This window comes from Streptomyces sp. NPDC004732 (assembly GCF_040609235.1).
Taxonomy (GTDB): Bacteria; Actinomycetota; Actinomycetes; order Streptomycetales; family Streptomycetaceae; genus Streptomyces.
In genome coordinates this window covers 138,032-164,027 of record NZ_JBEXJR010000008.1, presented here as the reverse complement: position 1 = coordinate 164,027, position 25,996 = coordinate 138,032, and the positions used below count along the sequence as shown (strand labels likewise).

General features: G+C 69.6%; 26 protein-coding genes. 16 read left to right on the top strand and 10 right to left on the bottom strand.

Features of this window, described 5'->3' with window-relative positions:
* The first annotated feature begins 98 nt into the window (after positions 1-98).
* The gene (locus tag ABZV77_RS24550; protein WP_356260662.1) at positions 99-956 is read left to right on the top strand and encodes a hypothetical protein; all 858 of its coding nucleotides are present in this window, start codon (positions 99-101) and stop codon (positions 954-956) included.
* A gap of 23 nt (positions 957-979) precedes the next feature.
* Here the strand turns inward: ABZV77_RS24550 and ABZV77_RS24545 are convergent, their stop codons facing one another.
* Genes ABZV77_RS24545 through ABZV77_RS24535 form a run of 3 tightly spaced genes read right to left on the bottom strand, consistent with a single transcriptional unit; the run spans position 980 to position 2,182 of the window.
* The gene (locus ABZV77_RS24545) at positions 980-1,153 is read right to left on the bottom strand and encodes a DUF397 domain-containing protein (RefSeq protein WP_356260659.1); all 174 of its coding nucleotides are present in this window, start codon (positions 1,151-1,153) and stop codon (positions 980-982) included.
* Positions 1,154-1,156: 3 nt separating this feature from the next.
* Entirely contained in the window at positions 1,157-1,330 is a 174-nt protein-coding gene (locus ABZV77_RS24540; RefSeq protein ID WP_356260656.1) for a DUF397 domain-containing protein, read from the bottom strand.
* Between the two features lie 3 nt (positions 1,331-1,333).
* On the bottom strand, positions 1,334-2,182 hold the full coding sequence (locus ABZV77_RS24535; RefSeq protein WP_356260653.1) for a helix-turn-helix transcriptional regulator: 849 nt from the start codon (positions 2,180-2,182) through the stop codon (positions 1,334-1,336).
* 249 nt (positions 2,183-2,431) lie between these two features.
* Between ABZV77_RS24535 and ABZV77_RS24530 the strand changes: the two genes are divergently transcribed.
* Positions 2,432-2,848, top strand: a complete 417-nt coding sequence (locus tag ABZV77_RS24530; protein ID WP_356260650.1) for an ATP-binding protein — start codon at positions 2,432-2,434, stop codon at positions 2,846-2,848.
* Between the two features lie 57 nt (positions 2,849-2,905).
* Here ABZV77_RS24530 and ABZV77_RS24525 read toward each other — a convergent pair whose 3' ends face one another.
* Positions 2,906-5,173 carry a (Fe-S)-binding protein gene (locus ABZV77_RS24525; RefSeq protein WP_356260647.1) on the bottom strand — a complete coding sequence of 756 codons (2,268 nt, stop codon included), beginning with the start codon at positions 5,171-5,173 and terminating at the stop codon, positions 2,906-2,908.
* A gap of 344 nt (positions 5,174-5,517) precedes the next feature.
* On the opposite strand from ABZV77_RS24525, the gene dnaK reads away from it, so the two are divergent.
* The 5 genes from dnaK to ABZV77_RS24500 all read left to right on the top strand — a co-directional run bounded on the left by dnaK (position 5,518) and on the right by ABZV77_RS24500 (position 10,431).
* A complete protein-coding gene (gene dnaK / locus ABZV77_RS24520) occupies positions 5,518-7,383 on the top strand; it encodes a molecular chaperone DnaK (protein WP_356260644.1) in 1,866 nt (621 codons plus the stop codon).
* Positions 7,383-8,093 carry a nucleotide exchange factor GrpE gene (gene grpE / locus ABZV77_RS24515; RefSeq protein WP_356260642.1) on the top strand — a complete coding sequence of 237 codons (711 nt, stop codon included), beginning with the start codon at positions 7,383-7,385 and terminating at the stop codon, positions 8,091-8,093. The genes dnaK and grpE overlap by 1 nt, the downstream gene beginning before the upstream one ends.
* 33 nt (positions 8,094-8,126) lie before the next feature.
* Positions 8,127-9,317, top strand: coding sequence for a molecular chaperone DnaJ (gene dnaJ, locus ABZV77_RS24510; RefSeq protein ID WP_356260639.1), 1,191 nt, complete (start codon positions 8,127-8,129; stop codon positions 9,315-9,317).
* Positions 9,318-9,321: 4 nt separating this feature from the next.
* Positions 9,322-9,777 carry a helix-turn-helix domain-containing protein gene (locus ABZV77_RS24505; protein ID WP_268772458.1) on the top strand — a complete coding sequence of 152 codons (456 nt, stop codon included), beginning with the start codon at positions 9,322-9,324 and terminating at the stop codon, positions 9,775-9,777.
* 78 nt (positions 9,778-9,855) lie between these two features.
* Positions 9,856-10,431, top strand: coding sequence for a hypothetical protein (locus ABZV77_RS24500; RefSeq protein WP_356260636.1), 576 nt, complete (start codon positions 9,856-9,858; stop codon positions 10,429-10,431).
* On the opposite strand, the gene ABZV77_RS24495 is transcribed toward ABZV77_RS24500, so the two are convergent.
* The 4 genes from ABZV77_RS24495 to ABZV77_RS24480 form a co-directional block, all read right to left on the bottom strand.
* The gene (locus ABZV77_RS24495) at positions 10,397-11,371 is read right to left on the bottom strand and encodes a helix-turn-helix transcriptional regulator (protein WP_356260633.1); all 975 of its coding nucleotides are present in this window, start codon (positions 11,369-11,371) and stop codon (positions 10,397-10,399) included. The two genes, ABZV77_RS24500 and ABZV77_RS24495, sit on opposite strands and share 35 nt — an antisense overlap.
* A 101-nt stretch (positions 11,372-11,472) precedes the next feature.
* Positions 11,473-12,447: a helix-turn-helix transcriptional regulator gene (locus ABZV77_RS24490; RefSeq protein WP_356260630.1), complete on the bottom strand. Its 975-nt coding sequence runs from the start codon at positions 12,445-12,447 to the stop codon at positions 11,473-11,475.
* 39 nt (positions 12,448-12,486) lie between these two features.
* Entirely contained in the window at positions 12,487-13,467 is a 981-nt protein-coding gene (locus tag ABZV77_RS24485; RefSeq protein WP_356260627.1) for a helix-turn-helix transcriptional regulator, read from the bottom strand.
* Positions 13,464-14,453: a helix-turn-helix transcriptional regulator gene (locus tag ABZV77_RS24480; RefSeq protein WP_356260624.1), complete on the bottom strand. Its 990-nt coding sequence runs from the start codon at positions 14,451-14,453 to the stop codon at positions 13,464-13,466. Before ABZV77_RS24480 ends, ABZV77_RS24485 begins: the two co-directional genes overlap by 4 nt.
* A 373-nt stretch (positions 14,454-14,826) precedes the next feature.
* Here ABZV77_RS24480 and ABZV77_RS24475 point away from each other — a divergent pair, with 373 nt between their 5' ends.
* A complete protein-coding gene (locus tag ABZV77_RS24475; RefSeq protein WP_356260621.1) occupies positions 14,827-15,183 on the top strand; it encodes a hypothetical protein in 357 nt (118 codons plus the stop codon).
* 122 nt (positions 15,184-15,305) lie between these two features.
* Here the strand turns inward: ABZV77_RS24475 and ABZV77_RS24470 are convergent, their stop codons facing one another.
* Positions 15,306-15,752, bottom strand: coding sequence for a pyridoxamine 5'-phosphate oxidase family protein (locus ABZV77_RS24470; protein WP_356260618.1), 447 nt, complete (start codon positions 15,750-15,752; stop codon positions 15,306-15,308).
* A gap of 178 nt (positions 15,753-15,930) precedes the next feature.
* Between ABZV77_RS24470 and clpB the strand changes: the two genes are divergently transcribed.
* Together clpB and ABZV77_RS24460 are read left to right on the top strand one after the other, a co-directional pair.
* Positions 15,931-18,534: an ATP-dependent chaperone ClpB gene (gene clpB / locus ABZV77_RS24465; RefSeq protein WP_356260616.1), complete on the top strand. Its 2,604-nt coding sequence runs from the start codon at positions 15,931-15,933 to the stop codon at positions 18,532-18,534.
* Between the two features lie 94 nt (positions 18,535-18,628).
* On the top strand, positions 18,629-19,183 hold the full coding sequence (locus ABZV77_RS24460) for a YbjN domain-containing protein (protein ID WP_356260613.1): 555 nt from the start codon (positions 18,629-18,631) through the stop codon (positions 19,181-19,183).
* A 139-nt stretch (positions 19,184-19,322) separates the two neighbouring features.
* On the opposite strand, the gene ABZV77_RS24455 is transcribed toward ABZV77_RS24460, so the two are convergent.
* Positions 19,323-20,522 carry a pyridoxal phosphate-dependent aminotransferase gene (locus ABZV77_RS24455; RefSeq protein WP_356260610.1) on the bottom strand — a complete coding sequence of 400 codons (1,200 nt, stop codon included), beginning with the start codon at positions 20,520-20,522 and terminating at the stop codon, positions 19,323-19,325.
* Between the two features lie 128 nt (positions 20,523-20,650).
* Between ABZV77_RS24455 and ABZV77_RS24450 the strand changes: the two genes are divergently transcribed.
* The 6 genes from ABZV77_RS24450 to pyrE all read left to right on the top strand — a co-directional run bounded on the left by ABZV77_RS24450 (position 20,651) and on the right by pyrE (position 25,926).
* The gene (locus ABZV77_RS24450) at positions 20,651-20,920 is read left to right on the top strand and encodes a hypothetical protein (protein ID WP_356260608.1); all 270 of its coding nucleotides are present in this window, start codon (positions 20,651-20,653) and stop codon (positions 20,918-20,920) included.
* Between the two features lie 345 nt (positions 20,921-21,265).
* Entirely contained in the window at positions 21,266-21,790 is a 525-nt protein-coding gene (locus ABZV77_RS24445; protein WP_356260605.1) for a DUF2617 family protein, read from the top strand.
* Between the two features lie 81 nt (positions 21,791-21,871).
* Complete coding sequence (locus ABZV77_RS24440; RefSeq protein ID WP_356260603.1) at positions 21,872-23,440, top strand: polyamine aminopropyltransferase; 1,569 nt, start codon at positions 21,872-21,874, stop codon at positions 23,438-23,440.
* 60 nt (positions 23,441-23,500) lie between these two features.
* Positions 23,501-24,355: an SRPBCC family protein gene (locus tag ABZV77_RS24435; protein ID WP_356260600.1), complete on the top strand. Its 855-nt coding sequence runs from the start codon at positions 23,501-23,503 to the stop codon at positions 24,353-24,355.
* Positions 24,356-24,380: 25 nt separating this feature from the next.
* Complete coding sequence (locus tag ABZV77_RS24430) at positions 24,381-25,175, top strand: aldose 1-epimerase (RefSeq protein WP_356260598.1); 795 nt, start codon at positions 24,381-24,383, stop codon at positions 25,173-25,175.
* A 199-nt stretch (positions 25,176-25,374) separates the two neighbouring features.
* Positions 25,375-25,926 (top strand): orotate phosphoribosyltransferase, encoded by a 552-nt coding sequence (pyrE, locus tag ABZV77_RS24425; RefSeq protein WP_150185239.1) that lies wholly within the window; start codon positions 25,375-25,377, stop codon positions 25,924-25,926.
* The last annotated feature ends 70 nt before the right edge of the window (positions 25,927-25,996 follow it).

The following is a 25,996-nucleotide window of genomic DNA, read 5'->3' as shown; positions in this document are numbered from 1 at the left end:
AGCGCCGCATCGCGCGAGGTGAACCCACACGTTCGCCGGGGGTACGGCACCCTCTGCCGCCCCCGCCTTACCGGGAGCTGATGACCATGCATAGGCGTATGGCGACCGCAGCTGTCTTCACGCTGTTGGTCGCCGTGGGCTGTGCGGGCCCCCCGGCGAGCGACGGCGCCCGCCCACCGGGTCCGCCGCCCGCCCCCAGCCGGGAGGTCCGCAGCCTCGTCCTGCCCCTTGACGCCTACGAGTTGGACGGCCGCAATGGCGCCGTCATCGCCACGGCGCAGGAGAAGTTGACGACGTCGTGTATGGCGCGTCAGGGACTCGACTGGCCTGAGATCCGGCACCCGGCAACGAAGACATGGCCGAACCGCGGCCGATACGGCCTGGCTGAACCTGCAGTGGCGGCACGTTACGGCTACCGCCCCATCCCCGACCCGGCTTCCGCGGCCGCGGAGAAGCTGATGGGACGACGGGACGCGGGCCTCACCACACGGCAGCGTAAGGCTGCCTACGGTGCCGACGGCCAATCGGGTTGCGCGGCGCGCGCCCAGCAAGAGTTGATGCGTGATGTGCCGAAGGTGAACTCCGATCCGGTCAACGAAGCATCCCTGACCGCATACAAGAAGTCCCAGCAAGCGCCCGCCGTACAGAAGGTGTTCGCCGCATGGCGGGCCTGCATGCGGAGCCGCGGCCATGACTACCGCGATCCGATGGCTCCGAACGAGGATCCCCGGTGGACGGGGGAACACCCCACCCGCGCAGAGACCGCGACGGCGCAGGACGACGTCGAGTGCAAGCTCAAGACACACGTCCTACCCGTGTGGTGGCGTGCTGACGCCGCCCTGCAACACCGGACGATCAAGGATCACCCGGAACGTTTCCAGCGGATCGGCGAGGCCCGGGACCGCTATCTGGAGAATGCACGGCGCCACAGCAGGACCGACTCCCGCGATTCCTGACCCCGCCCCCCGTCAGCCATGAGTCACGCCTTCCGTATCTGGCCCAGGAGAGCGGAGAGGACGTCGGGGGTGAGGGTGAGTATGTGGTCGGGGTCGTCGCTCTCGCGGAGGAGCAGGTTGGTTTCGTCGCGGGCGACCTCGATGCACTGGCTTCCGTCGGCCGGACCGGAGGAGGACGACTTCTGCCACTGGGGCACGGCTCACGGCTCTTGTAGCAGGTGCAGGAGAGCGGTGAGGTTGCCAGAAGTCAGAGTCAGTACGCGGTCGGGCTCGTCGCTTTCGCGGAGCAGCAACGAACCCGGCTGGCGGGCGAGTTCGAGGCAATCTGCGCCGTCGGTTCCATTGGAGTACGAGGATTTCTGCCACTGCGGCATGGCTTACAGCTCCTTGACCAATCGCAGGATGAGCTCTCGTGCCTTGGCCGCGTCAAGGGACAGGGACTCGGCTTTGCTGAAGATCCTCCGAAGCCTACGAAGTTGAGCATCCTCGTGTACGAAGAATGGCCCGCTGGGAGTGTCCATCTGAACCGTGTCCAATGCGGCGACCGGGCCCGCTGCGTACAGCATCCCCGCGCCGCCGCCTCCGAAGCCGTCCACGTCCAGGGGAATCGTCCGCACGGTGACGTGTGGGAGTTCCGACAGACGGAGGATGTGGTCGAGTTGGGCGCGGGCGACGCGTCTGTCCGCGACGCGGGTGCGTAGGACCGCCTCGTGCATGATCGCGGTGTACGGCACCGCTTCCGCTCGGGTGAGTACGGTCGCACGTCGAATGCGGTGTTCCGCCCTCAGCTGCACTTCGCCCTCGTCGAGGTCAGGACGCCAGTACGTGAAGATTGCTCGCGCATATTCCTCGGTTTGGAACAGCCCCGGCACGTGAGAGGTGCCGATCACTGTCATGCGGTGCGCGTGATGATCGAGCTCGGCCAGGTTGGCGAAGGCGGGCCCCAGGACTTCCCGGTACTCCTCCCACCACCCCCGTGTCCGATCCGTCGCCACTTTTACCAGCGCGTCGATCAACTCCCCGTCTCTGCAGCCGTAGTTCGCTGCCATCCTCCGCAATCGCGCCTCGCTCACGCCAGTGACCCCGGACTCGATCTGGCTCATCGTCACGGGCACGGCACCCAGTAGCCGGGCCGCCTCGCGCGCTGTTAGTCCGGCTGCTTCGCGCATCTTGCGCAACTCGCAACCGAGCCGCTCCTGCCGCGCCGTGGGCTGCTTCCGTGGCACTCGTACCTCACCCTTCCCGCAACACACGTCACGGATCCGGCAGTTGGTCACTCCGTTGGGTGACCAGATTACGACAACCAGTTGCGCGAGACTAACCTTAGTCTCTACCGTCAGTGACGCGTCGCACACGCTGAGGTCCCGGACCAACGGAAGCGCACCGCACCGCCATGCCATGGCGGCCGCGCCACAGCCACCGCCAGGAGAGCTCCGCGGCAATCCAACTCCCGCCCTGAACAACGGAGTTCACCGATGCCGGAAACCGAGACCTGGACCTACACCCTCACCATCCCCAACGACCCCCTCGCCATCCCCGTGAGCCGCCACACCCTCCGCCTCATCCTGAAGGCATATGGCCTGCCCCATCTGGCAGAGGCCGCCGAGCTCGTCGCCACGGAGCTGATCGCCAACGCCGTGCAGCACACCAAAGGCCCCGCAGCCCTGCGCATGCAGTGGGCGGGGGCGGTGCTCCGCATCGGGGTGTGGGACTCGGACCCCACGCCCCCGTCCCCGGCCAGGGGGGCCACCGGGTGGGACGAGACGGCGGGGAGAGGGCTCGGGCTCGTACGGGAATGTGCCGACGGGTGGGGGTGGTGCGCACGGGAGCGGCAGGGGGAGGGGCGGGGCAAGCTCGTGTGGTGCGAGCTGACGGCGGTCGCGGCCGCCTGAACGACGAAGACCCCGCCCCCTCCGCAAGGAGGGAACGGGGTCGGGCCACCTCAGTGGCTACTTCACCGGCTCGGGCTCCGGCTCGTCCGCGGACTCTGTCTCACCCGCCGGGTCGACCGGCGTCTTGACCGAGTCGAGCAGGAGCTGAGCGACGTCCACGACCTGGAGGGACTCCTTGGCCTGGCCGTCGTTCTTCTTGCCGTTGACCGAGTCGGTCAGCATGACGAGGCAGAACGGGCAGGCGGTGGAGACGATGTCGGGGTTGAGGGACAGCGCCTCGTCGACCCGCTCCGTGTTGATGCGCTTGCCGATCCGCTCCTCCATCCACATGCGCGCACCACCGGCACCGCAGCAGAAGCCGCGCTCCTTGTGGCGGTGCATTTCCTGCTGGCGCAGGCCGGGGACGGCGGACATGATCTCGCGCGGGGGCGTGTAGACCTTGTTGTGGCGGCCCAGGTAGCAGGGGTCGTGGTAGGTGATGAGGCCCTCGACGGGCGTCACCGGGATCAGCTTGCCCTCGTCGATGAGGTGCTGGAGCAACTGCGTGTGGTGGATGACTTCGTAGTCACCGCCGAGCTGCGGGTACTCGTTGGCGATGGTGTTGAAGCAGTGCGGGCAGGTCGAGACGATCTTCTTCGCCGTCTTCGGCTTCTTCGTCGACTCGTCCTCGTCATCCTCGCCGAACGCCATGTTCAGCGTGGCGACGTTCTCCTGGCCGAGCTGCTGGAACAGCGGCTCGTTGCCCAGGCGCCGGGCCGAGTCACCCGTGCACTTCTCGTCGCCGCCCATGATCGCGAACTTCACGCCCGCGATGTGGAGGAGCTCGGCGAACGCCTTCGTCGTCTTCTTGGCGCGGTCTTCGAGGGCACCCGCACAGCCGACCCAGTAGAGGTACTCGACCTCGGTGAGGTCCTCGATGTCCTTGCCGACGACCGGCACCTCGAAGTCGACTTCCTTCGTCCACTCCAGGCGCTGCTTCTTGGCAAGGCCCCAGGGGTTGCCCTTCTTCTCCAGGTTCTTGAGCATCGTGCCCGCCTCGGAGGGGAAGGCCGACTCGATCATCACCTGGTAGCGGCGCATGTCGACGATGTGGTCGATGTGCTCGATGTCGACCGGGCACTGCTCGACACAGGCGCCGCAGGTGGTGCAGGACCACAGGACGTCGGGGTCGATGACGCCGTTCTCTTCGACCGTGCCGATGAGGGGGCGCTCGGCCTCCGCGAGGGCGGCCGCGGGGACGTCCTTCAGCTGCTCCTCGGTCGCCTTCTCCTCGCCCTCCATGGTCTTGCCGCCGCCCGCGAGCAGGTACGGCGCCTTGGCGTGCGCGTGGTCCCGGAGGGACATGATGAGGAGCTTCGGGGAGAGCGGCTTGCCCGTGTTCCAGGCGGGGCACTGCGACTGGCAGCGGCCGCACTCGGTGCAGGTGGAGAAGTCGAGGATGCCCTTCCAGCTGAACTGCTCGACCTGGGAGACGCCGAAGACGTCGTCCTCGCCCGGGTCCTCCCAGTCGATCGGCTTGCCGCCGGACGTCATGGGCTGCAGCTCGCCGAGCGCCGTGCCGCCGTCCGCCTCGCGCTTGAACCAGATGTTCGGGAAGGCCAGGAAGCGGTGCCAGGCCACGCCCATGTTGGTGTTCAGGCCGACCACGATCATCCAGATGAAGGAGGTCGCGATCTTCAGGCCCGCAAAGAAGTACGTGAGGTTCTGGAGGGTGGAGAGGTCCATCCCGCCGAACCAGGAGACGAACGGGTACGAGATGAAGAACGACGCCTCGTAGCTGTCGACATGATGCTGGGCACCCTCAAGGGCGTGCAGCGTGAAGATGCAGACGCCGACGATGAGGATGACGGTCTCGACGAAGTACGCCTGACCGGTCTTGGAGCCCGCGAAGCGGGACTTGCGGCCCGGCTTGTCGGGGCGGTTCAGCTGCCGGATGACGATCAGCGTGAGGATGCCGAGCACGGTCATGGTGCCGATGAACTCGACGAACATGTTGTACGGCGCCCAGTCACCGATGATCGGCAGCATCCAGTCGGCCTTGAAGAGCTGGCCGATGGCGTTGACGATCGTCAGCAGCAGCGAGAAGAAGCCCACCGCCACGAACCAGTGCGCGAAGCCGACGATGCCCCACCTGTTCATGCGCGTGTGGCCGAGGAACTCCTTGGCCACGGTGACGGTGCGCTGGAAGGGGTTGTCGGTCCTCAGTCCCGCGGGCACGGGCTGACCGAGCCGCACGAACTTGTAGATCTGCACGATGGCACGGCCGAACAGCGCGACGCCGACCGCGATTAGGACCAGCGACACGATGATCGCGGCGAGTTGCATTTGGGGGCTCCTCGGGCCTGCGAGGCGAACTATTACTAAGCGGTAACTTATGCAGTCCGTCTGAGACTACCCACTTACTCCGCCGCACTGTAGCCAGCAAGGCGGTGATCTGCGTCGCTCAGGCAACCCTTTGCGGTGAGGAGTGCCCCGTAAGGGGCGCGGGGAACTGCGCGACCAGCCACGACGTGCCCGCAGTCAAGCATCGACCCCCGGTAGGGGCCCCTACCTGCGCGTAAGAGCGGGATAAGAGTTGAGCCCCCTCGACTCACTTCTGTTGACGCCAGCGCAGCGACAATGCATCCTTGAGTCAGATCCACTCAAGAAGTACATCTGGAGGAACCGAAATGGCACGTGCGGTCGGCATCGACCTGGGCACGACTAACTCCGTCGTCAGCGTTCTCGAAGGCGGCGAGCCCACCGTCATCACCAACGCCGAAGGCGCCAGGACCACGCCGTCCGTCGTCGCTTTCGCGAAGAACGGCGAGGTGCTCGTCGGCGAGGTCGCCAAGCGCCAGGCGGTCACGAACGTCGACAGGACCATCCGGTCGGTCAAGCGCCACATGGGCACCGACTGGAAGGTGGACATCGACGACAAGGGGTTCAACCCCCAGCAGATCTCGGCGTTCATCCTGCAGAAGCTGAAGCGCGACGCCGAGTCGTACCTGGGCGAGAAGGTGGCCGACGCGGTCATCACCGTCCCGGCGTACTTCAACGACTCCGAGCGCCAGGCCACCAAGGAGGCCGGTGAGATCGCGGGTCTGAACGTCCTGCGCATCGTCAACGAGCCCACCGCCGCCGCCCTGGCGTACGGCCTCGACAAGGACGACCAGACGATCCTCGTCTTCGACCTCGGTGGCGGCACCTTCGACGTGTCCCTCCTGGAGATCGGCGACGGCGTCGTCGAGGTGAAGGCCACGAACGGCGACAACCACCTCGGTGGTGACGACTGGGACCAGCGCGTCGTCGACTACCTGGTCAAGCAGTTCAACAACGGCCACGGCGTGGACCTGGGCAAGGACAAGATGGCGCTCCAGCGCCTGCGCGAGGCGGCCGAGAAGGCCAAGATCGAGCTGTCCTCCTCCACGGAGACCACGATCAACCTGCCGTACATCACGGCGTCCGCCGAGGGCCCGCTGCACCTGGACGAGAAGCTCACGCGCGCCCAGTTCCAGCAGCTCACGTCCGACCTGCTCGAGCGGTGCAAGAACCCGTTCAACAACGTCATCAAGGACGCGGGCATCCAGCTCTCCGAGATCGACCACGTCGTTCTCGTCGGTGGCTCCACCCGCATGCCCGCCGTCGCCGAGCTCGTCAAGGAGCTCACCGGCGGCAAGGACGCCAACAAGGGTGTGAACCCGGACGAGGTCGTCGCCATCGGCGCCTCGCTCCAGGCCGGTGTCCTCAAGGGTGAGGTCAAGGACGTCCTGCTCCTCGACGTGACCCCGCTGTCCCTCGGCATCGAGACCAAGGGAGGGATCATGACCAAGCTCATCGAGCGCAACACCACGATCCCGACCAAGCGCTCGGAGATCTTCACGACGGCCGAGGACAACCAGCCGTCCGTCCAGATCCAGGTCTACCAGGGCGAGCGCGAGATCGCGGCGTACAACAAGAAGCTCGGCATGTTCGAGCTGACCGGTCTGCCCCCGGCGCCCCGCGGCGTCCCGCAGATCGAGGTCTCCTTCGACATCGACGCCAACGGCATCATGCACGTGACCGCGAAGGACCTGGGCACGGGCAAGGAGCAGAAGATGACCGTCACCGGTGGCTCCTCGCTGCCGAAGGACGAGGTCAACCGGATGCGCGAAGAGGCCGAGAAGTACGCGGACGAGGACCACGCCCGCCGCGAGGCCGCCGAGTCCCGCAACCAGGGCGAGCAGCTCGTCTACCAGACCGAGAAGTTCCTCAAGGACAACGAGGACAAGGTCCCCGGTGACGTGAAGACCGAGGTCGAGGAAGCCGTCGGCGAGCTGAAGGAGAAGCTCAAGGGCGAGGACTCGGCCGAGATCCGCACCGCCACCGAGAAGGTCGCCGCCGTCTCGCAGAAGCTGGGCCAGGCCATGTACGCCGACGCCCAGGGCGCCCAGGCCGCCGGCGGTCCCGAGGGTGCTGCCCCGGGTGCCGAGCAGCCCAAGGAGGACGACGGCGTCGTCGACGCCGAGATCGTCGACGACGAGAAGCCCGGTGACGCGAAGGGCGGCGCCGCCTGATGACCGAGGAGACCCCGGGCTTCGGCGAGAACGCCGAGAAGCCTGACGTCCCCTCCGGCGCCACCCCTGATGACGCGGCGCCGCAGGCCGCCGAGCCCTCCACCGAGGAGGGCCCGGCGGCCCCGGCCGGGGACGCAGCAGCGAGCAAGACGTCCGCACAGGACGTCGGCCTGACGGCTCAGCTGGACCAGGTGCGCACCGCGCTCAACGAGCGCACCGCGGACCTCCAGCGGCTGCAGGCCGAGTACCAGAACTACCGCCGTCGGGTGGAGCGGGACAAGGTGACGGTGAAGGAGATCGCCGCGGCGAACCTCCTCTCCGAGCTCCTCCCGACCCTCGACGACATCGGCCGCGCCCGCGAGCACGGCGAGCTGGTCGGCGGCTTCAAGTCGGTCGCCGAGTCGATGGAGACGGTCGTCGCCAAGCTGGGCCTGCAGCAGTTCGGCAAGGAGGGCGAGCCCTTCGACCCGACGATCCACGAAGCCCTGATGCACAGCTACGCACCGGACGTCACCGAGACGACCTGCGTCGCGATCCTGCAGCCCGGGTATCGCATCGGCGAGCGCACCATCCGCCCCGCGCGGGTGGCCGTCGCCGAGCCGCAGCCCGGCGCGCAGACGGTCAAGGGCGAGGGTGCCGCAGAAGGCGCCGACTCCGCTCCGGACGCGGCCGCGGACGAGAAGGAGACCGGTGGCCCTGACGAGGGCTGACGGTCACGACATGAGTGAGGAGGGACGTCGGGGATGAGCACCAAGGACTTCATCGAGAAGGACTACTACAAGGTCCTCGGCGTCCCCAAGGACGCCACCGAAGCCGAGATCAAGAAGGCGTACCGGAAGCTCGCACGCGAGAACCACCCGGACGCCAACACCGGCAACACCAAGGCGGAGGAGCGCTTCAAGGAGATCTCCGAGGCGAACGACATCCTCGGCGACCCCAAGAAGCGCAAGGAGTACGACGAAGCGCGTGCTCTCTTCGGCAACGGCGGATTCCGGCAGGGCCCCGGAGGCGGCGGCGGTTCGTTCAACTTCGACCTGGGCGACCTCTTCGGAGGCAACGCGCCGGGTGGCGGTGGAGCGGCCGGCGGCGGCTTCGGGGGCGGCATCGGTGACGTCTTCGGGGGCCTGTTCAACCGGGGCGGCGGCCCCGGCGGGGGTACGCGTACCCAGCCCAGGCGCGGCCAGGACATCGAGTCCGAGGTCACGCTGAGCTTCACGGAGGCGGTGGACGGCGCGACGGTGCCGCTCCGCATGTCCTCCCAGGCGCCCTGCAAGGCGTGCTCCGGCACCGGCGACAAGAACGGCACACCGCGCGTGTGCCCGACCTGCGTCGGCACGGGCCAGGTCTCGCGGGGCGGCGGCGGAGGGTTCTCCCTCACCGACCCGTGCATGGACTGCAAGGGGCGTGGGCTGATCGCCCAGAACCCCTGCGACGTCTGCAAGGGCTCGGGCCGCGCCAAGTCGTCGCGCACGATGCAGGTGCGGATTCCGGCGGGCGTCAGCGACGGCCAGCGGATCAGGCTGCGCGGCAAGGGAAGCCCTGGTGAACAGGGCGGCCCGGCCGGCGATCTGTACGTGGTGGTGCACGTCGACACCCACCCGGTCTTCGGCCGCAAGGGCGACAACCTCACGGTCACCGTCCCGGTGACGTATCCGGAGGCGACGCTCGGCGGCGAGGTGAAGGTGCCCACCCTGGGCGGCCCGCCCGTCACCCTGAAACTGCCCGCAGGCACGCCGAACGGCCGTACCATGCGGGCCCGGGGCAAGGGCGCGGTCCGCAAGGACGGCACCCGGGGCGATCTGCTCGTGACGGTGGAGGTGTCGGTTCCGACCTCCCTGTCGGAGTCGGCGAAGGAAGCCCTGGAGTCCTACCGCAAGGCGACTGCGGGCGACGATCCGCGGGCAGAACTGTTCCAGGCCGCGAAGGGAGCGTGACCCCATGGACAGGGTCGGCCGTCGTCGTAATCCGTACCAGCTGACCGACGAGACGCCGGTGTACGTCATCTCGGTGGCAGCCCAGCTGAGTGGTCTCCATCCGCAGACCCTGCGGCAGTACGACCGCCTCGGCCTGGTCTCCCCGGACCGCACCGCGGGCCGCGGCCGACGCTATTCCGCCCGCGACATCGAGCTGCTGCGCACCGTGCAGCAGTTGTCGCAGGAAGAGGGCATCAACCTCGCCGGCATCAAACGCATCATCGAGCTGGAGAACCAGGTCACCGCGTTGCAGGCCCGGGTCGCTGAGCTCTCCACGGCCGTGGAGGGCGCCGCGGCGGCCATGCAGCAGCGCGAAGCGGCGGTGCACGCCTCGTACCGCCGCGACCTCGTCCCCTACCAGGACGTGCAGCAGGCCAGCGCGCTGGTGGTGTGGCGGCCGAAGAGGTCGACGGAGCAGTAGGCAATAGGTTTCGTACCCTGATACAGGGCCGGGAGGTGTCAACCTCCCGGCCCTGTATCGCTGTATAGGGATGGGCCGGTGGCCCAGCGGGGAGGGGAGCCGTTCATGGCCATGGTGGGGCTGTTCTGGATCGCCGAGGGCGATGTGTACGTGGGCGCGAAGCCGGCCGGCCTGGCCCCCGGGGTGCGGCTGACCCCGGAGGGCGTACTGGCCCTCGGCGACAAGCAGTCCGGCATGTGGTCCTGGGAGGACGTGCACGGGCTGACGATCGACAACGTGCCGGTGAAGACCCTGAAGCGGCACGTGGGCGCGGCGGTCGACATGGTGCTCTCGGTGGGCCTCGGCGGCGGCGAGGAGGCGCCGACGATGACGGTCCGCCTGGCGGACGCGGAGGGCGACGACACGGAGCTGACGGCATACACCGCGGCGGCGGTCGGCTACTCCCAGACGGAGTACGACCTCTCCCGCGACCTCCTGGCCCGCCTCACGGAGGGCGCGGGCTCGCTCCTCACCACGCTGACCGCGATGTCGGAGTGGGGCCGCCGCCACGAGGGCGGGTCGCCGCGGGCGGCGGAGCGGGAGGCGTTGCTGCGGGAGTGGGTGGCGGCGGCGGGGCCGGTCAGGGGCGATCGAGAATCCCCGACTGACCGATGAGGTAGCCGAGCTGGGCGCGGCTGCCGCTGCCGAGGGTGGCGGCGAGCTTGGCGATGTGGACGCGTGCGGTGCGTACGTTCATGCCGAGGCGGTCGGCGATCTCCGCGTCGGTGAGGCCCTCGACGAGAAGGCCCGCGATGGCGTGCTGGCGCGTGGTGATGCCGTTCTCGGACGGCTGGGGCGCCGCCTGCGGCCACATGGGCGTGGCAAGCCGCCACAGCCGCCAGAAGGTGGTCGCGAAGTACTCGACGAGGGCGGGATGGCGGAGCTCAAGGGCGATGCTGCGGTCCTTGCTCGCGGGGATGAAGGCCACGGTCCTGTCGAAGACGAAGAGGCGCTCGGTGACCTCGTCGAGGGTGCGCGCCTCGGTGTCGCCGTCGAGCTGTTCGAAGTAGGCGAGCACCGGCAGAGAATGGCGCGTTGTGTGCTGGTAAAGCGTCCGCATGCGGCAGCCCCGGGTCAGGATCGCCTGGTCCCGGGGGAAGACTTCGGCCAACGTCTCGGGCGGCCGGGTGCCGCCGGGCTGGACGGCGAGGAACTCCTCGGTGGCCTCGTTCATGGCGCGGTCGATGGCCGAGTTGATGCGGGCGATGCCGTCCAGGACGGTGATGGACGGGGCGTCGTCGGCACCGGAGCCGATGCGCAGGTCGAGCGAGGCGAACGGCTCGAAAGCGGCGCTGAGCCGCAGCTCACGGCGGCGCGACGGCTCGGTGCGGTCCTCCATGGACCGGAGCAGACGGGGCAGTGCGAGCGCGGAAGCGGTGGGGTGCAGCCACTGCGGGTCGTCGCGTCCTGGCTGAAGAAGGCCCAGGTCGACGAGGCAGGGAGCCGGTTCCGCGGCACTGTTGTCGATCCGGCCTTCGCGCAGGGCGCGGGCGTAGACGGACAGCCCTGTCTCACAGAGTTCTTCTACGGTGTGCGGTAAGTGCTTCGTGGCCATGCGAGCCCCCTCCTGCCTGGTTGAAGCGTCGCGATTCTATGCAGGCTGAGAGTGACCGGGCCGGATGCCGTAGGTGAGAGTGACTGCTTCTGGACGGGGGGTCAGCGTCCCTGATCGAGGATTCCGGACTGTCCGATGAGGTAGCCGAGTTGGGCGCGGCTGTTGCTGCCGAGGGTGGCGGCGAGCTTGGCGATGTGGACGCGTGCGGTGCGTACGTTCATGCCGAGGCGGTCGGCTATTTCGGCGTCGGTGAGGCCTTCGACGAGGAGTTCCGCGATGGCGTGCTGGCGCGTGGTGATGCCCGTGTCCGTCGGCTGGGGTGCGGTCCGGGGCCACATGGGGGTGGCCAGGCGCCACAGTCGCCAGAAGGTGGTGGCGAAGTACTCGACGAGTGCGGGGTGGCGGAGTTCCAGGGCGATGGTGGCGTCCTGGCTCGCGGGGATGAAGGCCACGGTCCTGTCGAAGACGAAGAGGCTCTCGGTGACCTCGTCCAGGGTGCGGGCCTGGATGTCGCCGTCGAGCCGCTCGTAGTGGGCGAGCGTGGGCAGGGAGTTGCGGGTCGTGTGCACGCGGAGCTTCCGCAGCCGGGCGCCGCGGGACAGGATCTCCTGCTCGCGGGCGTCGATACGTTCCTGCGTCGCCGCCGGTTGGACCCCGCCCGGCTGGATGACGAGCACTTCGTGCCCGGCCTCGGTGATGGCCTGCTCGATGGCCGCCTCGATCCGGGGCATGCCCTGCAGGACGCTGATGGCGGAGGGCTCCCCGTCGGGCACGGCGACACCGTCGAGCCCGAGGAAGGACTCGAACACCGCGGTGAGGTTCTCTTCGCGGCGGCGGTGCCGGGCGACCCGGTTCTCGATGGTGCGCAGCAGCCGGGGCAGGGCCACGGCAGGGGCGGTCGGGTGCAGCCACCGCATGTCGTCGGGGCCGGGGTGGAGAAGCCCGAAGTCGATGAGGCAGGGGGCCTCTTCGGCGTCGCTGCTGCGGATCCCGCCCTCGCGCAGCGCGCGTGCGTAGACGGCCGCACCCGGCTCGCAGAGGTTCTCCACCCCGTGCGGTATGTGCTCCTCGGACACGCTGCGCTCCCTACCGGTTTGGTTGAAGGGCCGGTGAGTCTATGCGCAGTCGTCCCGGATCAGCATGCCGGACTGCCCGATGAGATAGCCGAGTTGAGCGCGGCTGTGGCTGCCGAGGGTGGCGGCGAGCTTGGCGATGTGGACGCGTGCGGTGCGGATGTTCATGCCGAGGCGGTCGGCTATGTCGGCGTCGGTGAGGCCTTCGACGAGGAGGCCCGCGATGGCGTGCTGGCGGGTGGTGATGCCGTTGTCCGAGGGGAGCAGGGCCGTCTGCGGGAACATGGGGGTGGCCAGGCGCCAGAGGCGCTCGAAGATCGTGACGAGGTACTCGATGAGGGCCGGGTGGCGGAGTTCCAGGGCCATGCTGCGGTCCTTGTTCGCCGGGATGAACGCCACGGTCCGGTCGAAGATGAAGAGCCGCTCGGTCACCTCGTCCAGGGTGCGGACCTCCGTGTCCCCTCGCAGTTGTTCGTAGTAGGCGAGAACGGGCAGCGAGTGGCGGCTCGTGTGCTGGTAGAGCGTCCGCATGCGGCCGCCGCGGGAGAGCAGGCCCTGCGCGTGCGCGTGCGACTGGGCCAGCGCCTCGGCGAGCCGGACTCCGCCCGGCTGGATGGCGAGCGACTCCCTGCTGGAGGCGTCCAGCGCGTCGGCGACGGCCTGCTGGATGCGGGGGAATCCGTTCAGGACGGTGACGGAGGGGTCCTTGGCCGGTGTCCTGCCGCCGCGCGCGATCGCCATCAGCGGTTCGAACTGCGCGGCCAGCCGGACCTCGCGGCTCAGTTCGTCGGCGATGTGCTCCTGGATGGCCTCGCGGAGGCGGGGGAGCGCGACGGCGGGCGGGGTGGGGCGGAGCCGGTCGGGGTGGTCGGTGCCGGGGCGCAGCAGCCCGAACCCGAGCAGGCAGGGCGCCCGTTCGGCGTCCGCACGCGATATGCGCCCCTCCCGCAGGGCACGCGCATACAGCTCCGAACCCGCCTCGCACAGCTCGTCGGGGCCGTGGGAGTGGGGTTCGGGGGTCACTTCGGGCGGTCCTGGTCGAGGATTCCCGACTGGGCGATCAGATACCCGAGCTGGGCGCGGCTGCCGCTGCCGAGGGCGGCGGCGATCTTGGCGATGTGGGCGCGGCAGGTCCGGACGTTCATGCCCAGGCGCCGGGCTATCGCCTCGTCGACGTGGCCCTCTACGAGGAGTTTGGCTATGGAGCGTTGGACGCCGGTGATCCCGTCGGTCGAGGGGGCGTACGGCGCCTCCTCTAGCAACGGTGCCGCCCGCTGCCAGAGTTGCTCGAAGACGTTGACCAGGTACTGGACGAGCGCCGGGTGGCGGAGCTCCAGGGCTGCCTGGCGGTCTTCGCGGGCCGGGATGAAGGCGACGGTTCTGTCGAAGATCATCAGCCGCTCGATGAGCTCCTCGAGCGTGCGCACCTCGACCTTCCCCCGGCGCATGTGCTCGGCGTAGGCGATGGTGGCCTGGCTGTGCCGGGCGGTGTGCTGGTAGAGCGTCCTCATCCTGATGCCCCGGTCGAGGATGCTCTGGCTCTGCTTCACGGCTTCGGTGACGATCTCCTCGCTGCGGCCCCCGCCGGGCTGCACCGTGATGACCTCCGACTGGCACTCGGCTATCGCTACTTGTATGGCCGCATTGATGCGGCTCCCGCCCTCCAGGACCGTGATCGAATGCACGGCTGGACGGTCCTGGGCGCTGATGGCCATAAATGGCTCGAAAGTGACGGAGAGTTCGTTCGCGAGGCTCCTCCGCTCCTGGATCTCCCGCTCGATGGGGCGAAGCCGTTGTGCAAGAGCGGAGGTCGGCGGAACGGGACGGAGCCACTCGGCGTCGTCCGGATCGGGATCCAGAAGAGCGAACTCCATCAGGCAGGGAGCGCCTTCCGCTTCTGCTCGACGGACGCGTCCGGTGCGCAGCGCCGTGGCGTAGAGCCGCTTTCCCTCATCACATAGTTCGGCCATGGCGTGTGGATGTGCCCTAATTGGGCTGTTTGTTGTCATAGCTCCACCCCCCAGGGTCCTGAACGTGCAGGAACATGATGCATCGGTCCTGTGGTGTTCGCATGGCTGAATGAGCCATCGTCTTGGAAGGCCGGGGGAGAGTCGCTATGAAAGTGAGGACGAAGCCCGCTATGCGTAAGGGAATGCTTCGCTCGGTACTTGTCTGTGCCTTCTCCGTCGGGTTGGCTGCCATTGCCTTCAGTGGTCTCGACGCGTTCTCGGACGCCGATGCCGCTGCAACGCGTGCGTCGGTGCCGGAGGTGACCACCCAGGATGTCATCTGGAGTGCCTCCGCGAAGGGGGACGTCGTATGGGCGTCCGCCGCCGGCAAGGGCGATGTCATTTGGACGTCCGCCCCGGCAGGGGGCTCGGCATGAGCACCCCTCCTGACGACCGGACCTTCCGCCGGGAAATGGCCACCGCCTACCGATCCGGATGGCACTTCATCGACCTTGTGACCGCGATCCCCCACCGCGGCGACTCGTTGATGGTGACCTTGCTCGGTGAGCCGATCGTCGTCACGCGTGACGACGAGGAAGAGATAAGGGCCTACCGGTGCCTGCGAAGGCCCAGAGGAGCTCCGCAGCCCGTGCGGTGCGCGATCCGGTACGGGATGGTCTTCGTCAATCTCGACCGGCGCGACCACCAGATGGTCGGGCAGCAGGAACAGCAGGACCCGGACGCCGTGGGCGTCCCGGACAACATCACAGCCACCCCCCGCAGTGCCTGACGCGATTCCCCCGTCGTTGTAAATCGCGCAGGTACTTCCCCCAGCAGCGGCGTCACCGTGGACCTGAACACGGTGGCGCCGCTGTGGTGTGTGCGGGTGCGCCGCGTGCGGGCGTGCCGCGCTCAGGTCTTGCCCAGCGCTCGCGTCAGCCTGATCTCGATCAGGACCCGGTCCGGGTTCGGGGACGGGCGGCGCTCGTAGCGCTCCTCGTAGCGGCGTTCCGCTTCCGCTATCTCCGCCGGATCCGTCCGTATCTCCGCGAGACCCTCCAGCGTCGCCCAGCGCCGCCCCTCGAACTGGCAGACCGCCACCCGCGCCCCGGAGCCCTCCGCGGCCGCCGCCGCCAGGATGTGCACGACCTTCCGGCTCGTCCTGCGCGCGAGGATCCGCGCGACCTTCGCCTCCGGGTCGTACGTCACGCCGACCGGCACCACGTGCGGGGTGCCGTCCGGGCGCAGCGTCGTCAACGTGCAGACGCGCCGTTCGCGCCAGAAGCTGAGGTAGGGCTCGGGAGGATCGGACAGGTCGATGGTCCGGCTCGGAGGTGCCGTGGGTGCCGTGGGTGCCATGGGTACGGAACATAGCCGCCCGGACTTCCCGCTCCTCCCTTGAGTGGAATAGACTCAACTTTGTGCACGTTGAGTAAGTCAGTGTTGGCGGGGACCCGTGGTGGGGACCCGCCGGACCAGGACCTCATGACAGCTACCTCATGACAGTGGTTGGACCCCGTAAGGAGGAGAAACGCCCGTGGACGCCGAGCTGACCAACAGGAGCCGGGACGCGATCAACGCGGCCACCAGCCGTGCCGTCAAGGACGGTCACGCCGATCTGACCCCCGCGCATCTGCTGCTCGCGCTGCTGGAGGGACAGGACAACGAGAACATCGTGGACCTGCTCGCAGCGGTCGACGCCGACCAGGCCGCCGTGCGCGCGGCCACCGAGCGCGCGCTGGCCGCGCTGCCCAGCGTGACGGGGTCCACCGTCGCGCCGCCGCAGCCCGACCGCGAGCTGCTGGCCGTCGTCGCGGACGCCGGGAAGCGCGCCAAGGAGCTCGGGGACGACTATCTGTCGACCGAGCACCTGCTCATCGGCATCGCGGCCAAGGGCGGCAAGGCGGGTGACGTACTCACCGAGCACGGAGCGAGCAGCAGGAAGCTGCTTGACGCATTCGAGAAGACCAGGGGAGGGCGCCGGGTGACGACACCCGACCCCGAGGGCCAGTACAAGGCCTTGGAGAAGTTCGGCACCGATTTCACCGCCGCGGCCCGCGAGGGCAGGCTCGACCCCGTCATCGGGCGGGATCAGGAGATCCGGCGCGTGGTGCAGGTGCTGTCGCGGCGTACGAAGAACAACCCCGTGCTCATCGGCGAGCCCGGCGTCGGCAAGACCGCCGTCGTCGAGGGCCTGGCCCAGCGCATCGTGAAGGGGGACGTCCCCGAGTCGCTGAAGAACAAGCGGCTCGTCTCGCTCGACCTGGGCGCCATGGTCGCCGGTGCGAAGTACCGCGGCGAGTTCGAGGAGCGGCTCAAGACCGTCCTCTCCGAGATCAAGGAGAGCGACGGACAGGTCATCACCTTCATCGACGAGCTGCACACCGTCGTGGGAGCGGGCGCCGGAGGCGACTCCGCCATGGACGCGGGCAACATGCTCAAGCCCATGCTCGCCCGCGGTGAGCTGCGGATGGTCGGCGCGACCACCCTCGACGAGTACCGCGAGCGGATCGAGAAGGACCCGGCCCTGGAGCGCCGCTTCCAGCAGGTGCTCGTCGCCGAGCCGAGCGTCGAGGACTCCATCGCGATCCTCCGCGGGCTCAAGGGGCGGTACGAGGCCCACCACAAGGTCCAGATCGCCGACAGCGCGCTCGTCGCGGCCGCCACGCTCTCCGACCGGTACATCACCTCCCGCTTCCTGCCCGACAAGGCCATCGACCTCGTCGACGAGGCCGCGTCCCGGCTCCGCATGGAGATCGACTCCTCGCCCGTCGAGATCGACGAGCTCCAGCGCGCCGTCGACCGCCTGCGGATGGAGGAGCTGGCCCTCAGCAAGGAGACGGACCCCGCGAGCAAGCAGCGTCTGGAGAAGCTGCGGCGCGACCTGGCCGACAAGGACGAGGAGCTGCGCGGCCTCACCGCCCGCTGGGAGAAGGAGAAGCAGTCCCTCAACCGCGTCGGTGAGCTGAAGGAGAAGCTCGACGAGCTGCGCGGCCAGGCCGAGCGCGCCCAGCGCGACGGCGACTTCGACACCGCCAGCAAGCTGCTGTACGGCGAGATCCCCGACCTGGAGCGCGACCTCGAAGCCGCCTCCGAGGCCGAGGAGGAGGCCGCCCAGGCCAAGGACACCATGGTGAAGGAGGAGGTCGGTCCTGACGACATCGCCGATGTGGTCGGCGCCTGGACCGGGATCCCCGCCGGGCGGCTCCTCGAGGGCGAGACGCAGAAGCTGCTGCGCATGGAGGACGAGCTCGGCAAGCGGCTCATCGGGCAGGGCGAGGCCGTGCGGGCCGTGTCCGACGCGGTGCGGCGCACCCGCGCCGGGATCGCCGACCCCGACCGCCCCACGGGTTCCTTCCTCTTCCTCGGCCCCACCGGTGTCGGCAAGACCGAGCTCGCCAAGGCCCTCGCGGACTTCCTCTTCGACGACGAGCGGGCCATGATCCGCATCGACATGAGCGAGTACGGCGAGAAGCACAGCGTCGCCCGGCTGGTCGGCGCCCCTCCCGGGTACGTCGGGTACGAGGAGGGCGGCCAGCTCACCGAGGCGGTCCGGCGGCGGCCGTACAGCGTCGTGCTGCTCGACGAGGTCGAGAAGGCGCACCCGGAGGTCTTCGACGTCCTGCTCCAGGTGCTCGACGACGGGCGGCTGACCGACGGACAGGGCCGGACGGTCGACTTCCGCAACACCATCCTGATCCTCACCTCCAACCTCGGCAGCCAGTACCTCGTGGAGCCGCTGACGAGCGAGGAGGAGAAGAAGCAGCAGGTCCTGGAGGTCGTACGGGCATCCTTCAAGCCCGAGTTCCTCAACCGGCTCGACGATCTCGTCGTCTTCTCGGCGCTCACCGGCGACGAGCTCGCGCACATCGCCGAGCTGCAGATCGGCCGCCTCGCCAAGCGGCTCGCCGACCGGCGGCTCACGCTGGACGTCACGCCCGAGGCGCTGGCCTGGCTGGCGGCCGAGGGCAACGACCCGGCGTACGGCGCGCGGCCGCTGCGCCGCCTCATCCAGACGTCGATCGGCGACCGGCTCGCGAAGGAGATCCTCGCGGGCGAGGTGAAGGACGGTGACACGGTTCGCGTCGACCGCTTCGAGGACGGTCTGATCGTGGGCCCCGTGACCGGGAAAACCCTGTGATCACGGCGTGCGGCAAGCCCGCGAGGAGCCGGGCTTGCCCTCGGGGGCCCATCCTGGGAGAGGATGGGCCCATCCATACGAAGGGACAACGCACGTGAGCATCGACCCGTCCTCGATTCCGAATTTCGGGGGCCAGCCCGAACCGCAGCAGGGCGCAGAACCGGCGGGCCCCGTCGTCCCCGACCAGGACCTGGTCAAGCAGCTCCTGGACCAGATGGAGCTCAAGCACGTCGTCGACGACGAGGGTGACCTCGCGGCGCCGTGGGAGGAGTTCCGCACCTACTTCATGTTCCGTGGCGAGGGCGACCAGCAGGTCTTCTCGGTGCGGACGTTCTACGACCGGCCGCACCAGATCGAAGAGAAGCAGCAGCTTCTCGAGTCGATCGACGACTGGAACCGCCGGACGCTGTGGCCCAAGGTCTACAGCCACACGCACGACGACGGCACGGTCCGCCTCATCGGCGAGGCCCAGATGCTGATCGGCACCGGCGTCTCGCTGGAGCACTTCGTCTCCTCGACCGTCAGCTGGGTGCGCGCCGCGATCGAGTTCGACCGCTGGCTCGTCGAGCAGCTCGGTCTGGAGTCCGAGGTCGACTCCGCCGAGGGCGAGGGCGAGACCAACGAGAAGCCCGGCGACGCCGAGGCCTGAGGGGTCTGAGGGTCCTGAGAGTCCTGAGGGTCCTGAGAGTCCTGAGGGGCCCTGAGGGTCCGTACCGCGCACGAGAGCCCGGCGGAGGTGGCAGCAGCCACCTCCGCCGGGCTCTCGGCGTGCCGGGTCCCCGGCGGCGTCAGCCCGCCAGCGACTTGAGGCGGGTCACCGCCTCCTCGAGCACGGACGTCCGCTTGCAGAACGCGAACCGCACGAAGGGCGCGCCCGCGTCCCGGTGGTCGTAGAAGACGGCGTTCGGGATGGCGACGACACCGGCCCGCTCCGGCAGGGCGCGGCAGAAGGCGAAGCCGTCGCTCTCCCCGAGCGGGGTGATGTCGGTCGTGACGAAGTACGTGCCCGCCGGGCGGTAGACGTCGAAGCCCGCCGCCGTCAGGCCCTCGCTCAGCAGGTCCCGCTTGGCCCGCAGGTCCGCGCGGAAGTCGTCGAAGTAGGAGGCGGGCAGGGCGAGCGCCTCGGCCACCGCGTACTGGAAGGGGCCCGAGGAGACGTACGTGAGGAACTGCTTCGCCGAGCGGACCGCGGAGACCAGCTCCGGCGACGCCGTGACCCAGCCGACCTTCCACCCCGTGAACGAGAACGTCTTGCCCGCCGAGCCGATGCTGACCGTGCGCTCGCGCATGCCGGGGAAGGAGGCGAGCGGGATGTGCTCCGCGTCGTCGAAGACGAGGTGTTCGTAGACCTCGTCGGTGACGACCAGCAGGTCGCGCTCGACCGCGAGCTTCGCGATCTCCGTGAGCTCGGCGCGGGTGAGGACGGTGCCGGTCGGGTTGTGCGGGGTGTTCAGGAGGAGCAGCCGGGTGCGGTCGGTGACCGCGTCGCGCAGCTCGTCCAGGTCGAGGCGGAAGCGGCCCTCGGCGGGGCGCAGGGTGACCGGGACGCGGGTGCCGCCCGCCAGGGCGATCGAGGCGGCGTACGAGTCGTAGTAGGGCTCCAGCGCGATGACCTCGTCGCCCGGCTCGACGAGGGCGAGCAGCGACGCCGCGATGGCCTCGGTCGCGCCCGCCGTCACGAGGACCTCGCGGTCGGGGTCGTACGAAAGGGCGTAGCGGGCGAGCTGGTGCTCGGCGATCGCCGTGCGGAGCTCCGGGACGCCGGGGCCCGGCGGGTACTGGTTGCCGCGGCCGTCGCGCAGCGCCCGCACCGCGGCCTCCCGCACGGCCTCGGGTCCGTCCGTGTCGGGGAAGCCCTGCCCGAGGTTGATGGCACCCGTTTTCACCGCGAGGGCGGACATCTCGGCGAAAATCGTGGTGCCGAACTCGGCGAGGCGGCGGTTGAGCAGCGGGCGCTCGCGCCCGGAGGTGGACGTCATGGCCGCCATCCTGCGCCGAACCTCTGGAGTTCCTCAACTCTGCTTTGGGTCGGCCCGGGCAGGGGCATCCCCCTGTCACGCACGAAGCACGGCCCACGGGGGACCTGCTTCGGGGGAACGGAAGGAGTGTGAGGGCCATGATCGTGGCTTTCGTCTTCGTGGCGGTACTCGTGTTCGCCCTGGCCGCGGCGATCAGTTACGGGGGGAGCGGGCGGCGCAAGCGCCGCTCGCGGTGGGGCGGCTCGGGTGCCGCGTCCGGTTCGGCGGCGGGCGGCAGCTGGTGGGCCGGTGGTGGTGGCGACGGCGGTTCTTCGTGCGGGGGCGGTTCCTCGTGCGGTGGTGGCTCCTCCTGCGGGGGCGGTTCCTCGTGCGGAGGCGGCGGGGGCGGATGCGGTGGAGGCAGCTGACACGGGGCAGCTGGTCCACCGGATCCACAGAAGCGCCCGGCGGGGTGGTCAACCCCGCCGGGCGCTTCTGTGCGGTGCGGTGTGGCTGTACTGAACAATTGAACTGTGTAGCCCTCATGGGGATGGAAACCAGACGAAGTTGGGTAAAAACGCAGTGGCAGCGTCGCCGACCATGATTCCCTCTTAAACGTCAGCACCGCCCTCGGACGTCCGGCACAGGTTTCGCAGACCGCGATCCGGTTATCCGTAAGACGTTCTCGTGGGCACGAGCCGGCATACCGACCTCCCGGACCCCTTTCCGGGTGCGCCGGCCCCACCTCCATTGCGTGTTAGCGGAGCCGACCCATGCTCACGACCCTGAAGACTGGCTATACCGACACGCGCGCCGCGGACCTCGCCTGGGCCCTGGGGCGCGAGCCGTTGCCCGCGCTCGCCATCCTCGATCTGGAACTGGCCGACGCCAAAATGCAGTTGAGACTGCTCGGGGCCTCACATCAGGTACTCCTCGAGGAGGAGCGCGGCGGTTGCTCCGAGACCGTGGCCTGCATCCCCGGCAGCAGCACGCCGCTGCCGCTCGGCGTCTCCAAGCGCGTCGGAGAATGGGAGTACGAGTTCGCGGCGCGCGTAGAAAACCTGTCGCACGGTCAGTTCGGCGGCCGCGCGCAGGAATTGCTCGCACTCGTCGCCGAACACCCGCACGGCCTGGCGGGCGTGTTCCCCGGCAGCCCGCACGCCTTCACCGCGATGCTGGCGCAGCGGCACGAGGGATCCCTGATGTGGCGTACGTGGCACGCGTACCCCCAAGAGGGTCAACTCGTCGCGACACGCACGCGGGTGGGGGTGCGCATGCCGCTTCCGGCGACACTCTGACTGCTCGGGAGCGGTGCGGGCCAAGGAGTTGCACCCATGTGGGGGACCCGGTGTGAGCCTGCGGTGACGTAGCGTGCCAGGGTGATCGAGTCGTCGGTGCGCCTGCCGGTCTCGCCCCGGGCAGGACGGTTCCTCGTCCTTGCGGGCGTGTTCGTCTGCGCTGCCTGCGGCCTGGTCTACGAACTGGAACTCGTGGCCCTCGCCGCGTACTTGATCGGTGACTCGGTCACCCAGGCCTCCGTCGTGCTCTCCGTGATGGTCTTCGCCATGGGCATCGGCTCGCTGCTCGCCAAGCGCCTGCGGCACCACGCCTCCGCCTGGTTCGGCCTCCTGGAGTCGGCGCTCGCGCTGGTCGGCGGCTGCAGCGCCATGGTGCTGTACGCGGCGTTCGCGTGGTCCGGCGGCAGGGGCGAGATGTGGGCGGGCAGCTCGCGCTATCTGCTCGTCGCGTTCTCCCTGGCCATCGGCGTCCTCATCGGCGCCGAGGTGCCGCTCCTCATGGTGCTCATCCAGCGCATCCGCAGACAGGACGCGGGCGGCGCGGTCGCCGACCTGTTCGCCGCGGACTACGTGGGCGCGCTGGTGGGCGGGCTCGCCTTCCCCTTCCTGCTCCTGCCGGTGTTCGGGCAGCTGACGGGCGCCCTGTTCACCGGCTCGGTCAATGCGCTCGCGGGCGCCGCACTCGTGTTCGGCCTGTTCCGGCAGGACCTGAGCGTGCGCGCCCGCTGGGTGCTCCTCACCGTGAACGTCGTCGTCCTCTCGCTGCTCGCCTCCGCCGCCGTGCTCGTCGACGACTTCGAGCGGGCCGCCCGGCGCGCGGTGTACGGCAAGGACGTGCGGGTCGCCGTGCAGACCGACATCCAGGAAGTCGTCCTCACCGGCGGGCGGCACGGCTCCCTCGACCTCTTCCTCGACGGCCGCCTGCGCATCAGCGGCCGCGACGAACAGCGCTACCACCGGGGTCTCGTCGCACCCGCGATGCGCGGCCCCCACGCGCGCGTGCTGATCCTCGGCGGCGGCGACGGCCTCGCGGCCCGCGAGGTCCTGCGCCACCCGGGCGTGCGCCGCGTCGACGTCGTCGAGCTGGACGCGGGCGTCGTCGACCTCGCGCGGCACGACCCGGCGCTGAGCGAGCTCAACGGCCACGCGTACCGCGACCCGCGCGTGCGCGTGGTGCACGCCGACGCGTTCCGCTGGCTGCGCCTCGCCCGCACGCGGTACGACGTGGTGATCTCCGACCTGCCCGACCCCGGCATCACGGCCAGCACGAAGCTCTACTCCCAGGAGTTCTACGGCCTGGCCACCCGCGTCCTCACCGACGGCGGCCGCCTCGCCGTGCACGCGGGGCCCCTGTCGACCAGGGCGCGCGTCTTCTGGACGGTCGAGGCGACGCTGCGCGCGGCGGGGCTGCGGACCGTGGCGTACCGCGTGGGCGGCAGGCAGTCCGGGTTCGCGGCCGGGCCCGACCGCACGGCGGAGGGGGACACGGCGCCCCGCGACTGGGGCTTCGTGCTCGCCTCGCGGACCCGGCCGGTCCTGCTCCGGGCGGCCCGTTCGGAGGTGGTGCGCGCCGGGGCCCGCGCGGCCGAGCTGACGCGGCAGCCGGGGCTCGCGCCGTCCACCCTGGTGCATCCGCGTTACGCGAACTGACGTACATGGTGCGACGAACTGTCGTACATGGTGACGGCCACGTGGGTAGGCTCGGCTGCCATGGAGCATGAGGTGTTCGTTCCGGTCTCTGCAGAGCGGCTCCGGCAGGTCCTGGCCGACCCCGAGCGGGTCGCCGGGGCGGTGCCCGGGCTCCAGCGCGCCGTGGGGGACGAGGGGGAGGCGGCCGGGCCGATCTCCGGGCGCCTCAAGGTGCGGGTCCAGGGGCACGCCATCACGTACCGCGGCTCCGCGCGGGCCGACGCCCGCGCGGACGGGACGTACGCGTTCGAGGCCGAGGGCGCGGAGGTGCGCGGCTCCGGGTCCGTACGGCTGTCGCTGACCGTGCGGCTGGTGCCCGCCGTCGAGGGGACGACCCTCGTGTTCGGCGGGAGCGCGGGGGCCGACGGGCGGATCGCGGAGGGTTCTCCACAGGCTGTGGAGACCGCGGTGCACAAGCTTCTGGAACGTTTCGCTGAGGGACTCGCGGCGGGGGCGCCCCCCGACACCGCGCCCACGGTGTTCGAGACGGAGGTCCCGCCGCCGTCGCTGGACCCGTTGATGGACGACGTCGATGACGTCGATGACGTTGACGACGCCGACATCAATCTCGACGACACCAACGTCCTGGACGACGCGGACGACATCGAGGACCTCGAGACCATCGAGGACATCGAGACCATCGAGGATATGGAGAGCATCGGCGTGCCGCCCGCCGAGGCCGCGCACGCCCGCCGCACGATGATCGGCCGCAGCGCGGAGGAGGTGGACCACGCCCCGCCCCGCGGCCGGTACGCTCCCGCGCCCGCCCCCGAGTCCCTCGCCGCCAACGCCACGCTCCGCTGGGCCGCACCCGCCGCCGCCATCGCGCTGGCCTCGGCCATCGTCGTCGGCAGGGCCCTGCGCCGCCGCCGTTGACCACCCACGTCATAGGGTCGGCCCCGTGAGTACCGAAGACGTGACCCTCACCGCGGGCGACGCGGAAGTGACGGTGCAGCCGGGCAACGGCTGCCGTATCGGAAGCCTGCGCATCGGCGGCGTCGAGCTGCTGCGGCAGGGGAAGAAGTACGGCTGCTTCCCGATGGTGCCCTGGTGCGGCCGCATCGGGGACGGACGGTTCCGCGACGGCGCCGAAGTCCACCAGATGCCGCTGAACTCCCCGCCGCACGCCATCCACGGCTTCGCGCGGGACGCCGCGTGGCGCACGGCGCGGACCTCGGGGACCGAGGCGGTCTTCACGTACGACCTGGCGGACCCGTGGCCCTACCCGGGCCGCGTCACCCAGATCGTGGAGCTCACCGAGGACGCGCTGACGCTGCGTATGGGCATCGAGACGTACGGCGGCTCCTTCCCCGCGCAGGCAGGCTGGCACCCCTGGTTCAACCGGGTCCTGGAGGATGGCGGCGAGCCCGTCCGCATCGACTTCGCACCGGCCTGGCAGGAGGAGCGCGGCGACGACCACCTCCCCACGGGCCGCCGCACCGACGTGCGCCCCGGCCCCTGGGACGACTGCTTCGGCATGCCCGACGGCGTCGACGTGACGCTCACCTGGCCCGAGCGGCTCGAAGTCAACGTCAAGAGCCGCGAGCAGTGGGTCGTCGTCTACGACGAGCAGGAGGCCGCGGTCTGCGTGGAGCCCCAGACGGGCCCGCCCAACGGCCTGAACACCGACCCGCGCCTGATCACCCCCATCGAGCCCCTGGAGACGTCGACCACCTGGACCTGGCAGCGGCTGTAGGGCCTGCCCGGCGGGTCATGCCTGGGACGCGGCGGTCTGGCACGCACATCTGCGGCGTTGTCGTCAGTTGCCGACGCTCCGCGTCGCCGCCTTCCTCCGCCTTGCAGCTGCACGCACCAGACCGCCGCTCACCGGCACGAAGAGGCGACGGCCCACCGATGGCGGCCTGACCCGCCGGACAGACCCTAAGCTCATAGGCATGACTGACGTACGCGGCGAGCTGCTGCAGCAGATCAAGGACAAGGCCGTCGTGCACGGCAAGGTGACGCTCTCCTCCGGTCTGGAGGCCGATTACTACATCGACCTCCGCCGGATCACTCTCGACGGCGAGGCCGCGCCGCTGGTCGGGCAGGTCCTGCTGGACCTGACCAAGGACCTCGACTTCGACGCCGTGGGCGGTCTGACCATGGGCGCCGACCCGGTGGCCGGTGCGATGCTGCACGCGTCCGCCGCCCGCGGCAAGCGCCTGGACGCCTTCGTCGTCCGCAAGGCCGCCAAGGCGCACGGCATGCAGCGCCGCGTCGAGGGCCCGGACATCAAGGGCCGCCGCGTCCTGGTCGTCGAGGACACCTCCACCACCGGCGGCTCGCCGCTGACCGCCGTCGAGGCCGTCCGCGAGGCGGGCGCCGAGGTCGTCGGCGTCGCCACGATCGTGGACCGGGCCACCGGCGCGGGCGAGAAGATCACCGAGGGCGCGGGCGTGCCGTACCTCTTCGCGTACTCGAAGGACGACCTCGGCCTCACGGACTGAGGACTTCCGACCGGCTGGAGCCGCCCGGCAAGTCTGGAAGGATGGGGGCGACGATGACGTCGCCCCCCTT

Excerpts from the sequence above, each read along its gene's own strand:
- ABZV77_RS24550 (WP_356260662.1), top strand. The coding sequence starts at position 99 with ATGGCGACCGCAGCTGTCTTCACGCTGTTGGTCGCCGTGGGCTGTGCG.
- ABZV77_RS24540 (WP_356260656.1), bottom strand. The coding sequence starts at position 1,330 with ATGCCGCAGTGGCAGAAATCCTCGTACTCCAATGGAACCGACGGCGCA.
- ABZV77_RS24530 (WP_356260650.1), top strand. The coding sequence starts at position 2,432 with ATGCCGGAAACCGAGACCTGGACCTACACCCTCACCATCCCCAACGAC.
- ABZV77_RS24525 (WP_356260647.1), bottom strand. The coding sequence starts at position 5,173 with ATGCAACTCGCCGCGATCATCGTGTCGCTGGTCCTAATCGCGGTCGGC.
- dnaK (WP_356260644.1), top strand. The coding sequence starts at position 5,518 with ATGGCACGTGCGGTCGGCATCGACCTGGGCACGACTAACTCCGTCGTC.
- grpE (WP_356260642.1), top strand. The coding sequence starts at position 7,383 with ATGACCGAGGAGACCCCGGGCTTCGGCGAGAACGCCGAGAAGCCTGAC.
- dnaJ (WP_356260639.1), top strand. The coding sequence starts at position 8,127 with ATGAGCACCAAGGACTTCATCGAGAAGGACTACTACAAGGTCCTCGGC.
- ABZV77_RS24505 (WP_268772458.1), top strand. The coding sequence starts at position 9,322 with ATGGACAGGGTCGGCCGTCGTCGTAATCCGTACCAGCTGACCGACGAG.
- ABZV77_RS24495 (WP_356260633.1), bottom strand. The coding sequence starts at position 11,371 with ATGGCCACGAAGCACTTACCGCACACCGTAGAAGAACTCTGTGAGACA.
- ABZV77_RS24480 (WP_356260624.1), bottom strand. The coding sequence starts at position 14,453 with ATGACAACAAACAGCCCAATTAGGGCACATCCACACGCCATGGCCGAA.
- ABZV77_RS24475 (WP_356260621.1), top strand. The coding sequence starts at position 14,827 with ATGAGCACCCCTCCTGACGACCGGACCTTCCGCCGGGAAATGGCCACC.
- ABZV77_RS24470 (WP_356260618.1), bottom strand. The coding sequence starts at position 15,752 with ATGGCACCCACGGCACCCACGGCACCTCCGAGCCGGACCATCGACCTG.
- ABZV77_RS24455 (WP_356260610.1), bottom strand. The coding sequence starts at position 20,522 with ATGGCGGCCATGACGTCCACCTCCGGGCGCGAGCGCCCGCTGCTCAAC.
- ABZV77_RS24450 (WP_356260608.1), top strand. The coding sequence starts at position 20,651 with ATGATCGTGGCTTTCGTCTTCGTGGCGGTACTCGTGTTCGCCCTGGCC.
- ABZV77_RS24445 (WP_356260605.1), top strand. The coding sequence starts at position 21,266 with ATGCTCACGACCCTGAAGACTGGCTATACCGACACGCGCGCCGCGGAC.
- ABZV77_RS24435 (WP_356260600.1), top strand. The coding sequence starts at position 23,501 with ATGGAGCATGAGGTGTTCGTTCCGGTCTCTGCAGAGCGGCTCCGGCAG.
- pyrE (WP_150185239.1), top strand. The coding sequence starts at position 25,375 with ATGACTGACGTACGCGGCGAGCTGCTGCAGCAGATCAAGGACAAGGCC.